The 9,306-nt window shown below is 62.9% G+C and carries 15 protein-coding genes and 1 riboswitch; of the genes, 6 read left to right on the top strand and 9 right to left on the bottom strand.

Annotation, left to right across the window (positions count from 1 at the left end; translation table 11 throughout):
• Nucleotides 1-49: 49 nt before the first annotated feature.
• Nucleotides 50-658, bottom strand: a complete 609-nt coding sequence (locus EJ068_RS28125) for a YkoF family thiamine/hydroxymethylpyrimidine-binding protein (protein WP_127252097.1) — start codon at nucleotides 656-658, stop codon at nucleotides 50-52.
• A riboswitch (TPP riboswitch) is annotated at nucleotides 649-761 on the bottom strand. (Overlaps the previous gene by 10 nt.)
• A 195-nt stretch (nucleotides 762-956) precedes the next feature.
• Between EJ068_RS28125 and EJ068_RS28120 the strand changes: the two genes are divergently transcribed.
• The 3 genes from EJ068_RS28120 (at nucleotide 957) to EJ068_RS28110 (ending at nucleotide 2,899) form a co-directional block, all read left to right on the top strand.
• A complete protein-coding gene (locus tag EJ068_RS28120) occupies nucleotides 957-2,045 on the top strand; it encodes a GSU2403 family nucleotidyltransferase fold protein (protein ID WP_127252098.1) in 1,089 nt (362 codons plus the stop codon).
• Nucleotides 2,046-2,142: 97 nt separating this feature from the next.
• Nucleotides 2,143-2,487 (top strand): hypothetical protein, encoded by a 345-nt coding sequence (locus EJ068_RS28115; protein WP_127252099.1) that lies wholly within the window; start codon nucleotides 2,143-2,145, stop codon nucleotides 2,485-2,487.
• Between the two features lie 202 nt (nucleotides 2,488-2,689).
• Nucleotides 2,690-2,899 (top strand): hypothetical protein, encoded by a 210-nt coding sequence (locus EJ068_RS28110; RefSeq protein ID WP_126083394.1) that lies wholly within the window; start codon nucleotides 2,690-2,692, stop codon nucleotides 2,897-2,899.
• 33 nt (nucleotides 2,900-2,932) lie between these two features.
• On the opposite strand, the gene EJ068_RS28105 is transcribed toward EJ068_RS28110, so the two are convergent.
• From EJ068_RS28105 to EJ068_RS28085, 5 genes are all read right to left on the bottom strand, one after another.
• A complete protein-coding gene (locus EJ068_RS28105) occupies nucleotides 2,933-3,430 on the bottom strand; it encodes a porin (protein WP_127252100.1) in 498 nt (165 codons plus the stop codon).
• Nucleotides 3,431-3,447: 17 nt separating this feature from the next.
• Nucleotides 3,448-3,897, bottom strand: a complete 450-nt coding sequence (locus EJ068_RS28100) for a porin (RefSeq protein WP_245463257.1) — start codon at nucleotides 3,895-3,897, stop codon at nucleotides 3,448-3,450.
• A 385-nt stretch (nucleotides 3,898-4,282) separates the two neighbouring features.
• A complete protein-coding gene (locus tag EJ068_RS28095) occupies nucleotides 4,283-4,534 on the bottom strand; it encodes a DUF2934 domain-containing protein (protein WP_127252102.1) in 252 nt (83 codons plus the stop codon).
• 108 nt (nucleotides 4,535-4,642) lie between these two features.
• Complete coding sequence (locus EJ068_RS28090; RefSeq protein ID WP_126083398.1) at nucleotides 4,643-4,852, bottom strand: hypothetical protein; 210 nt, start codon at nucleotides 4,850-4,852, stop codon at nucleotides 4,643-4,645.
• A 129-nt stretch (nucleotides 4,853-4,981) separates the two neighbouring features.
• Nucleotides 4,982-5,281 (bottom strand): DUF1236 domain-containing protein, encoded by a 300-nt coding sequence (locus EJ068_RS28085; protein WP_126083399.1) that lies wholly within the window; start codon nucleotides 5,279-5,281, stop codon nucleotides 4,982-4,984.
• Between the two features lie 272 nt (nucleotides 5,282-5,553).
• Here EJ068_RS28085 and EJ068_RS28080 point away from each other — a divergent pair, with 272 nt between their 5' ends.
• Nucleotides 5,554-5,901 carry a DUF982 domain-containing protein gene (locus tag EJ068_RS28080; RefSeq protein ID WP_126083400.1) on the top strand — a complete coding sequence of 116 codons (348 nt, stop codon included), beginning with the start codon at nucleotides 5,554-5,556 and terminating at the stop codon, nucleotides 5,899-5,901.
• A 172-nt stretch (nucleotides 5,902-6,073) separates the two neighbouring features.
• Here the strand turns inward: EJ068_RS28080 and EJ068_RS28075 are convergent, their stop codons facing one another.
• Complete coding sequence (locus EJ068_RS28075) at nucleotides 6,074-6,295, bottom strand: hypothetical protein (protein ID WP_126083401.1); 222 nt, start codon at nucleotides 6,293-6,295, stop codon at nucleotides 6,074-6,076.
• Nucleotides 6,296-6,512: 217 nt separating this feature from the next.
• Nucleotides 6,513-6,812 carry a DUF1236 domain-containing protein gene (locus tag EJ068_RS28070; protein WP_127252103.1) on the bottom strand — a complete coding sequence of 100 codons (300 nt, stop codon included), beginning with the start codon at nucleotides 6,810-6,812 and terminating at the stop codon, nucleotides 6,513-6,515.
• Nucleotides 6,813-7,035: 223 nt separating this feature from the next.
• Between EJ068_RS28070 and EJ068_RS28065 the strand changes: the two genes are divergently transcribed.
• Both EJ068_RS28065 and EJ068_RS28060 read left to right on the top strand, forming a co-directional pair.
• A complete protein-coding gene (locus EJ068_RS28065; RefSeq protein WP_127252104.1) occupies nucleotides 7,036-7,854 on the top strand; it encodes a DUF1236 domain-containing protein in 819 nt (272 codons plus the stop codon).
• Between the two features lie 265 nt (nucleotides 7,855-8,119).
• Nucleotides 8,120-8,485, top strand: coding sequence for an exopolysaccharide production repressor protein (locus tag EJ068_RS28060; RefSeq protein WP_245463256.1), 366 nt, complete (start codon nucleotides 8,120-8,122; stop codon nucleotides 8,483-8,485).
• A 274-nt stretch (nucleotides 8,486-8,759) separates the two neighbouring features.
• Here EJ068_RS28060 and EJ068_RS28055 read toward each other — a convergent pair whose 3' ends face one another.
• Nucleotides 8,760-9,167 carry a hypothetical protein gene (locus EJ068_RS28055; protein WP_126083404.1) on the bottom strand — a complete coding sequence of 136 codons (408 nt, stop codon included), beginning with the start codon at nucleotides 9,165-9,167 and terminating at the stop codon, nucleotides 8,760-8,762.
• Nucleotides 9,168-9,306 lie beyond the last annotated feature (139 nt).

The raw sequence follows: 9,306 nt of genomic DNA, 5'->3' as shown, positions 1-9,306 counted from the left end.
GTCATACCAAACAGCCACGATAACTCTCCTCGACAGCTCGAGCTTGCGCTCAAACCGCGGTCGGGCTGTTGGCCGAAATGGTGATGTCGAGGGTCACATGCCCCGCGCCGGGTCCGAAGTGGCAGAAGGCTTCGTTGAGCGTGGCGAACACCGCGCCGGCGTCGCCGCGCAGCCTGGTGCAGAAGTTCTTGGAACGGTCGAACACGCCGGACTGTTTCAGGAAGTCGATGCAGCCATAGATCTCGTCCATGTGATCGCCCGTGCCCATCACATAGAGCGAGAATTGCGCTGCCACCGGCTGGTCGGTCGAGGGCGTCGACCGCACGGCGCCGAGCGCCGCGCGTTTGCGCTCGTCGAGCGGGACCGCCGGGCCGCCGATCTCGTCGGAACGGCAGATCGGGTCGTCCGGCTCGCCGGGGCAGCCGCGCGAGACGGCGGCCGACAGCACGCAATGCCTGCCGCTTTTGGCCGCTGCCACGAAGAGGTCGCGCATCGCCGGGAACAGCACTTCGGGCGGCCCGACCAGCAGCGTCGAGATGTCGTCGGTCTCGATCCTCAGCCTGTCGCGGTAAGGATCGAGCGCGCCCAACGCGCCGAGGATGACGCCGACGAAATCGTCGGCCATGGGATAAAGGGAAATCTGTGCGCCGGAAAACATGGCCCGCCTCGCTCCGCTGGTATTATCCAGATCAGCTTTAGGGTCCGGAGGCTTGCCGCCACCATCTCAGCCCCGACCGTACGGAGCACCCCTGTGGATGGGCGCGTTAAAGCACTGTTTGCCGGGTTGGGGAAGCGGTTTTTTGCGACGCCAGTTGGGCCACGAGTCTCATCTCCCCTAGGGGAGATGCCGGTGGTTATAAGATTTTCACGAATTTCTTATAACGAACTTGCAATCGACCTAGCGCCGCAGTTATAAGAAAATTGCAGGAATCTTATAACGCACAATAGCAGCGCCCATGAAGACCATCGACCTCGCCTACCGCACCCTTTACGCCGAGTTGGTGCAGCGCAGCCTCGATGCTTCCTTCGAGACGGATTTCTCGACGGCGGGCAATTTCGTGCGCGTGCCGGTGAAGGGCCGCGACTACTGGTATTTCGAGGAAACCCGCCCCGAGAAAAAGAGGCGTTATGTCGGTCCGGCCGAGGATCCCGAGATCGCCAGTCGGGTTGCGGCCTTCAGGGAGATCAAGGGCGATCTCAGGAGCCGCCGCAAGCTGGTCTCCACGCTTGTCCGCGATGCCGGCCTGACCGCACCCGAGACCTTCACCGGCGATGTCGTCGAGGCGCTGGAAAAGGCGGGGCTCTTCCGGCTGCGCGCGGTGCTGGTGGGCACCGTCGCTTTCCAGACCTATGCCGGGCATCTCGGGGTGCGATTGCCGGGTGCCGCGCTGCAGACAGGCGATGCCGATTTCGCACAGTTCCATTCCGTTTCGGCCGAAGTGGAAGACAGCATGCCGCCGGTCATCGACGTGCTGAAGGCAGTCGATCCGACGTTTCGCGAAATCCCGCACCGGACCGATGCCGGCCGCGCGACGCAGTACGAGAACGCCTCGCGCTACCGGATCGAGTTCCTCACCCCCAACCGCGGCAGCGACGAGCATGCCGACCGCGCCAGCCTGATGCCTTCGCTCGGCGGCGCCTCGGCGCAGCCGCTGCGCTTCCTCGATTTCCTGATCCGCGACCCGGTGAGGACGGTGCTGCTGCATCGCTCCGGCGTGCCGGTGCTTGTCCCCTCGCCCGAACGCTTCGCCGTTCACAAGCTGATCGTGGCGACCCGCCGCGAGCGAGGCGCGGCGGCGAAGCGGGAGAAGGACCTCCATCAAGCGGGCCTGCTGGTCGAGGCGCTGAATACGACGCGCCGACAGGATGACCTTGCACTGGCTTTCGCGGAAGCGTGGGAGCGCGGCGACGCCTGGCGGGACGCATTGCGGAAGGGCTTGAGCCTGCTGAAGCCGGACAGACATGAGATGGTTCAGTCGGTCTTGGGGCGGGCGCTTGGCGAAATCGGCGCGCAGCTCGAAGGCTTTTCGATGCGGATCGCCTGATCTTTACTCCAAGACGACGTATATCGTTCAAATTGTACGAACCCTGCTTGATCGAATTTCGTACATAAAGTACGATACTTCCTTTGAGGGAATCTGCTTGAACACCGCGAACCATGCCGCTTTTGCCGACCTCTCCCGCCCTTTGCTGTCGCCGCTGCCGCTCGCCGAGCGCGAGCGCCTCGCCGGCGCCTGGCGCATGGCCAGCCAGGACATCGCCGACGACATCCGCTTCATCCGGCAATATCTGAAGGTGATCGCCGAGAAGGATGAGCGGCTGTCGACCGGCGCGCTTGTGCACGGCCGCGCCTATGTCGAATCCTGCGCCGCCTGGCTGCCGGAGACGATGGCGCGGTATCTGCGCAACCTCAGGCTGATCAGCGAGTGCGAAAGCGCGATGATCGCGGCGGGGGTGAGGTTCGCCAAGTCGAGCGATGCCTGGTGAGGGCTTCCCTTTTCCCGTGGGGGGGACCGAAGAAGCCCGCGCCGCAGACCCCTCAACCGGCCGGTTGCAACCCTCGGCTCATCGCCCCGGCAAATGCATCGTTTCACACAATCGCCAATTGGTGGACGCGGGCGAGCGGCCGGGCGTTAATTCCTGCCGGGTGAAGGAGGGAATAGACGCATACCAGGGAGGAACACGTTTGATGCAACTGCAAATCGACATCGGCGCACTGCCCGAGGACCAGCCCTACGAAGTCACTTCATTTGCCAGAAAGCACGGACTGACGGTTCCTGTCGCGGATGCGGTGCTTTTCGCCAAGGGCCCGTCGCCCTCGCGGGCCGCCTGCGATACCGCGGCGCTTGCCCTTCTCTGCGCGGTCGCGCAATACGCCAGCAAGCAGGGAGGGCGCTAGCGATCGGCGGCGCCTTCCCTCTTCTCGATCTTCCTACCAGTTGAACTGCAGCCCTGCATTGCCGCCGACCTGGCTGCCGGCGAAGGCGATGCCGAGCGTGCCGGTCAGGCGGCCGCCATGGAAGCCTTCGCTCAGCACGGCGGCGCCGGTGATGCCAAAGGCATTGGCGTCGCCGGCATTGCCCCAGTTGACGCGCAGGCCGAAATGCTCGCCCTGCACGAGATCGGGCGCGGCGAGCGCGGCCGAGATCGAGGCGTTCTCGAAGGCGCGGGTGATGCGATTGTCGATGTCGTCGACATGGGCGGCCAATGCCGTCTTGCCGGTGACCGTCGTGGTGCCGCCCTCACCATCATCGACCGTTTGCTTCGTCTCGCCAGTCTGGGCGTTGATGCAGGTTTCGGTGCCCGGGCTGTAATAGTAATTGATGCCATAGGCTTGACAGTACCTGAGATAGTCGACCGCAGCCTCGGATGGCGACGCAAGGAGCGTTGCCGCGCCGAGCATTGCCGGCGCAAGAAGATATCTGAACATGATGCCCCCGGCCGCTCTTACCAGGTCAACTGCAGGCCGGCATTGCCGCCGACCGTCTTGCCGGAGAAAGCGACGCCCGCGGCGCCGGCCAACCGACCGTTGCCGCCAGGCATGAACCCCTCGCCCAACACCGCCGCTCCGGTGATGCCCATAGCGTTGGACTGACCGGCATTGCCCCAATTGACGCGGACGCCGAAATGCTCGCCCTTGTTCAGATCCGGGCTGGCCAGCGACGACGCTACCGAGGCACCCTCGAAGGCACGCTGGATGCGGTGATCGATGTCCTCGACCTTGCTTGCCAGCGCGGTCTTACCGACGACCGTGCCGCCGTCGGTTTCGCGACGCGTCTCACCCGTCTGGGTATTGATGCAGGTTTCGGTACCTGGGCTGTAATAGTAGTTGGTGCCGTACTGATCGCAGACGCGCACATATTCGACCGGATGCGGTTCGTCAGCCAAGGCCGGCATGGCCCAGCCGCCTGTTCCGGCCAGAAACGCAAACGAAATTAGACGGTTGATGCCCCGCATACCTAGTCCCCAAGTTGAAAGCCCGGGCGGAAAAACGCATGGTAAAGCGCGGCGAGTCAAGCGGCCGGTCCGACCAAAGTCCGACTTTTATTGGGAATATTGAAGGGACAGACTCAGTGTTGCCGGGATGACACAGAGATAGTTCGGATAGTCAGTAAACCTCTCTCGTTGCCAAGTCTATACATTAACAATTTCTAATATTATGATCGCTATACATTGCAAATCGGCGACGCTTCTCAGGAATCGTCGCAGGGCGCGACATGGCCGCGCCCTCACCTTCCGGCGGATCGAAAGAGGCTTGGCGGCAAACGACCGCCCAAACGGCTCAGGCCTTGGCTTTCGGTTTGGCCGTCTTTGCCTTGGCGGGGGCCTTGGCGGGCTTTGCCGCCTTGGCGGCTTTCGGCTTCTCGACGTTGGCGACAGCCGCCTTCTTCGGAGCTTTCTTCGGCTTGCCTGCCGCGTCGATCTCGGCGGTCGCCTGGTTCCAGTGCTCTTCGTGAGCACCTTCGGGCCGGCCGGCCTGCTCCCAAATCTCATGCGCGCGTTGGCGAATGCGTTCGTGCCTGTCGTCCGTCACTGTCGCCTCCTAAGGTTGGGACGGGTTCCCCGGCGCGAACACTAGCGGAATTTTGACGCGGCGTCTTCGGTATCACGCATATTCGACCGACTTAGGCGGCAAATTCGCTCAGTGGCCGTCGGTGACGACCGCGATGCCGAGATGGGCTGCCTTCTTTGTGATCAATCCGGCCAAATCCGCGTCAGAGCGGTCGGTCCCGGTGCGCTTCCGCAGCAGCGAAATTGCCTCCTGCATGGACAGCAGGCCCGTCCTGTGCTCGGCCAGCAGCTTGTCGACCATGGCGGCGATACTGGGTGATTCGACGTGTGGATGATGCATGGCAACGACTCCTTCCGCTTCGTTGCCTCCCAAACCGGTGGCTATTCTAGGCGCTTTCCCTTGATGCGAGAAGAGCCCGATCCTTCACCGAAGCCTCGGGCAAGGATCGGGCTCTTCAGCGGCCAGATGTTACTGGATCACCTGGACAACGCGGCGGGTGCCGGGATCGATCAACACCGTGTGGTCGTTGACCACGGCATAGCGATACTGCACGTCCGGCACCTCCTGCAGCTCAACCGTATCAGGCACGGTCGAGCCGACGCCGAGCTCGAGGCCGAGCACGTTGACCGAGGCGATCGGATGCTTGTGGACATATTCCTTGACCACGGTCTGCTGCTCGGGGGTGACGATCACCTCGTCCGCGGCGGCGATGCCGATGCCGGCCATCAGAGCCAGGCCGGCGACAGCTGGAATGAGGGTGGTTTTCATCGTTTCTCTCCTGTTGGATTCACGACGATCCTTCGGATCGCGTATTGGTTCACGACGATCCTCCGGATCGCGTATTGGCGAGCTCCGCCCTGCCTCCGCCCGGGGCGGAAACATCGGCAAGTCGAATAATTGAGCTCCCGGGGCAAACGCCCCCGGCGAGGTGTTGTTCCGTCAGCGACGACTAATTTGAGGTGGCGGAACCTTCGCATCGGCTCTGCATTGGAAGGCATTGAAACTCCCCAACACTTTGAAATCCAAAGGGCGCCGCAGTCATGCAAGAAGGTTACATCAGAAGCGACATCCAACTTCGCGCCCCCATCGCGATCGCCGTCGGCGCCGGCTTCAAGCGCGAGATCGCCTCGCTCACCGGGATGCAGAATTTTCTCAAGGAATGGCCGGCGGCTTCGCGGGGCGAAAGCCACGCAAGGGCGCTGCGCGCCTGCGAGGCGGCGCGGGCCGGCGAGATCGATCTCGACAAGGCGCGCCAGGCGTTCCTGATCTTCGCGAGGAAGGCGGGGATCGAGTGGACCGGGGCCGATCCGGTCGCGGTGCTGCGCGAGGCCAAGATCAGGCGCAACCGGGCACGCGAGAGCCGGGCGCTGCAGCGGCCGGCGCACTGACAGAGCCGGTGCGCATTGGGGCCGCTGCGCGTTGGGCTTGCCCTGCAGGTTTCAGGAGCTGGCCGACGAGATCCCCCGCCAAGTGGAGCCGTCTGGCGTCCGTTTGCCCTGCGGACCGCCGCCGGGGCTGCGGTCGACTGGATCGATGGGGCTCTTCGGCTGGTGGCCGCTGTCAGGTCGCCGTCGACTCGCCCAGCGCCTCGGTGACGAAGGACGCGGCGATCAGGTCGTCCGCTTCGATGCGTAGGGAGCCCTCGCCGCCCCCCATGATGGCCGCGACCTTCTGGAAGGTCTTCATCTCGTGCTCGGTGATCCGGGCGTCCCGCATCCTGGCTTTGAGATCGGCGACGCGCATCCCGAGCGAACGGGATGTTCCGATTTCTCGTTTCGACATGTTCGTAAAACTCCTCCTCGGCCCGCCCGTATCTGTTCGCCGCCGCCCGAATTTATGCTGCCATGCATTTGTGTTGCTGATGAGACAGCTGAGATCCAGAGCCGCTAACTCGAACGCGAGGGGAAGGTTCCGTTAGCACATGGTAACAAAATAATACTCGGTTGGTGGCCCGCCGCCCAAGCCGGCGGCGGGTCATTCAACTTCGGTACGCTAGCGGTTATTCGAGCACCTGGACGATCTTGCGCGTGCCGGGATCGACGATCACCGTCCGATTGTCGACGACCACGTAACGGTATTGGACGTTCGGCACTTCGTGCAGCTCGACCGTATCGGGAACCGTGCTGCCGATGTTCAACTCGACGCCCGGAACCTTCACCGAAGCCAGCGGCTGCTTGTGCACATATTCGCGGATGACTGTTTCCTGTTCGGGCTGGATGATGACGTCCTGAGCGGCGGCGGCGCCGATACCGGTCAGAAGAAGCAGGCCCGCGGCAGCGGTTGTGAGGTGCATTTTCATGATCTTCTCCTTGGCATGGATCGATTGCCTCTCACGCTGCGCCTGCGATCTCACAGCCGATAGGCACTGTGCGTAACGCCATCTGGCAAGCCTTGTTCCGGCAAAAAAACGCCGCCGGCGTTCTCCGCGAAACGTCACGGCGCGGCGCGGCTGTTTCGGAACAATGCATTTCGGCCCGGGTTACCCAATCCGAAGGGACCGACTATTTCCGAGGAGAAATCCCATGAAACATCTGCTGATCACAAGCATGATCGCACTCGGCGTCGGTTGCGGCGCCGCGATGGCGCAGACCGAATCCGTGCAGCCCAGCGGCGATGCCAACTGCGCCTCGGGCCAGGCAGACTGCAAGACCGGCGGCAAGGCAGGCGGGCAGGCACAGGGCGAGACGAAATCGAAACCCGAAATGAACGCCCAGGGCAAGGCCAAGATGAAGACCGATGAGCAGGCCCAGGGCCAGGCCGGCGCCAAGACCGACCAGAACGCCGAGGACAACACCCAGCTCAAGAAGAAGCAGCAGGCCCAGGGCAAGGCCGGCGCCACCACCGAGCAGAACGCTCAAGGCGGCAACACCAAGATGCAGACCGAGAAAAACGCTCAGACTAACACCGGCACGAAGACTGACCAGAATGCCCAGGACAACACACAGTTGAAGAAGAAGCAGCAGGCCCAGGGCAAGGCCGGCACCACCGACCAGAACGCTCAGACCAGCACCGGTACCAAGACCGAGCAGAACGCCCAGGGCAACACCAACGTCGAGACCGACCAGAACAAGACGGCCTCGATCAACAATGTGACGGTCGAGCAGAGGACGCAGGTCACCCAGATCATCCACGAGACCAAGGTGGAACCGGTTCGCGACGTCAGCTTCGACATTTCGGTGGGCATCGAGGTGCCGCGGCATAAGGTGCGGCTGCACCGCCTGCCGGCCCGCATCGTCAAGATCGTGCCTGCCTATGAGTACTACGAGTATTTCGTGCTGGCCGACGGACGCATCGTCATTGTCGACCCGGACACTTACAAGATCGTCCTTATCCTGACCTGACAAGAACAGCATCACGAGAGAAAGGCCCGCCGGTGCAGGCCTTTGTCGTCCGAGTGCCGCCGCAGCCCGGAAAACAGCTCGCGCGGCCGACGCATTCCATGAGACGTTGCTTGAATGCCGGGGCCCATGGAACGATCCGGCGCAATTGCCGGTTGCTACAAGGAAGTCCTGCTCCCTTGGTCCCTGTCGGAGCGGACAATGGTGCGACAAGGCCGCCGGGCAGATTGTTCAAGCTTGCGGTCCACCCGGAAAAGGTGCAAGGGTCATGACGGGTAGAGACATGGGCGAGATCGTCGACGACTGGACATGGTCGCGGCGCTCGGTTGGGCAAATGTATTTTCCGCAGTTTCTTGTGGGAATGGCGGCGACGCTTCTGGTGGTCCTTGGCTGGACATTCGCGTCCACCGGATCGGTCTGGGCGGCATTGGGCTGGACGGTCCTTGCCGCGGTTATTCTGCAGGCCGGCTACTTCGCGGCGGTGCTGTGGCTGGTGCATGGCGAGGCCCGCGTGACCGACGAGGCCAAGTCGAGCGACGGCGCCGTCTCGCCCGCCAAATTGCCTGGCCCGTTCGAGCGGGACGGCATCATCCACGCTCTCATCTCGCTGCTGTTTCCGAAGCTGTTGCCTTAGCCGGCCGTAGCCTGCTCGCGAATGGCCGGCCAGTCGCTTCCCCGGAAGCCGGCGGCAATCCGTTTCGCCCGACACATTGCACGCCTCTGTTCGAGCGCAGCAGCGAGCCCGGGCCAGCCCCGCGTTATGCTTCCGAGGCGCGATCAGTTTGGCATTGTCGCCAGCGCCCGTCCGCAACAAAGGTTATTCGGCGCGATGCAAAACGGCCGTCTTGCCGTGCTCTTTGGTTGGAGGCTCCAGCCCGTCCAGGCCGAAGCCCCTGCTCGCGCGCAAGCTAGCGTGCCGCGGCTGGTGAGGCCGAGCGCACCGTCTCCGACGACGAGAAGACGACGAAGCCAAAGACCAGCACCGCAGCGGCGACGATCAGCGAGCCTATCGCCACGACCGGTTCGATCTCCGGATGGCCTGCCGCCAGCATCCAGTAGAGCGCCGGCAGCATGATCACGATGCCGGCCGTATAGAGGCCGTAATGGATCATGGCGATGCGGCGCTCGGCCTTGGCCGGGTTGAGCGCATAATAGCCACCGAAGATGGCGCTGGTGACCCAGCCTAGAAGGTTGATGTGGGCATGCGCCGGGAAGGCGCCGTGATCGCCCGAAATCGCCATCTGCAGCCCGGCGCCGATGCCCAGGATGAGAAAGACGATGGCCGTCTTGAAGAAGAGTTCCGATACCCGTGGCATTTCTGTTGTCCCTCCCAATGCCTCTGTGGACCCGACTCTGTGAAGTCTATATCTAGCCAGCCATATTAGCCATGGCGCACCTAAAGCATGTCTCCCGAAAGTGGGAACCTGTTTGGGGATAAAGACATGCGTAAACCAA

The organism is Mesorhizobium sp. M2A.F.Ca.ET.043.02.1.1 (assembly GCF_003952405.1).
GTDB lineage: Bacteria > Pseudomonadota > Alphaproteobacteria > Rhizobiales > Rhizobiaceae > Mesorhizobium.
This window is presented reverse-complemented; position numbering and strand designations above follow the sequence as displayed.

What these genes read in the sequence shown, in the direction of transcription:
- EJ068_RS28125 (WP_127252097.1), bottom strand. Translation starts at nt 658, where the DNA reads ATGTTTTCCGGCGCACAGATTTCCCTTTATCCCATGGCCGACGATTTC.
- EJ068_RS28120 (WP_127252098.1), top strand. Translation starts at nt 957, where the DNA reads ATGAAGACCATCGACCTCGCCTACCGCACCCTTTACGCCGAGTTGGTG.
- EJ068_RS28110 (WP_126083394.1), top strand. Translation starts at nt 2,690, where the DNA reads ATGCAACTGCAAATCGACATCGGCGCACTGCCCGAGGACCAGCCCTAC.
- EJ068_RS28105 (WP_127252100.1), bottom strand. Translation starts at nt 3,430, where the DNA reads ATGTTCAGATATCTTCTTGCGCCGGCAATGCTCGGCGCGGCAACGCTC.
- EJ068_RS28100 (WP_245463257.1), bottom strand. Translation starts at nt 3,897, where the DNA reads ATGCCGGCCTTGGCTGACGAACCGCATCCGGTCGAATATGTGCGCGTC.
- EJ068_RS28090 (WP_126083398.1), bottom strand. Translation starts at nt 4,852, where the DNA reads ATGCATCATCCACACGTCGAATCACCCAGTATCGCCGCCATGGTCGAC.
- EJ068_RS28085 (WP_126083399.1), bottom strand. Translation starts at nt 5,281, where the DNA reads ATGAAAACCACCCTCATTCCAGCTGTCGCCGGCCTGGCTCTGATGGCC.
- EJ068_RS28080 (WP_126083400.1), top strand. Translation starts at nt 5,554, where the DNA reads ATGCAAGAAGGTTACATCAGAAGCGACATCCAACTTCGCGCCCCCATC.
- EJ068_RS28075 (WP_126083401.1), bottom strand. Translation starts at nt 6,295, where the DNA reads ATGTCGAAACGAGAAATCGGAACATCCCGTTCGCTCGGGATGCGCGTC.
- EJ068_RS28070 (WP_127252103.1), bottom strand. Translation starts at nt 6,812, where the DNA reads ATGAAAATGCACCTCACAACCGCTGCCGCGGGCCTGCTTCTTCTGACC.
- EJ068_RS28065 (WP_127252104.1), top strand. Translation starts at nt 7,036, where the DNA reads ATGAAACATCTGCTGATCACAAGCATGATCGCACTCGGCGTCGGTTGC.
- EJ068_RS28060 (WP_245463256.1), top strand. Translation starts at nt 8,120, where the DNA reads ATGACGGGTAGAGACATGGGCGAGATCGTCGACGACTGGACATGGTCG.
- EJ068_RS28055 (WP_126083404.1), bottom strand. Translation starts at nt 9,167, where the DNA reads ATGCCACGGGTATCGGAACTCTTCTTCAAGACGGCCATCGTCTTTCTC.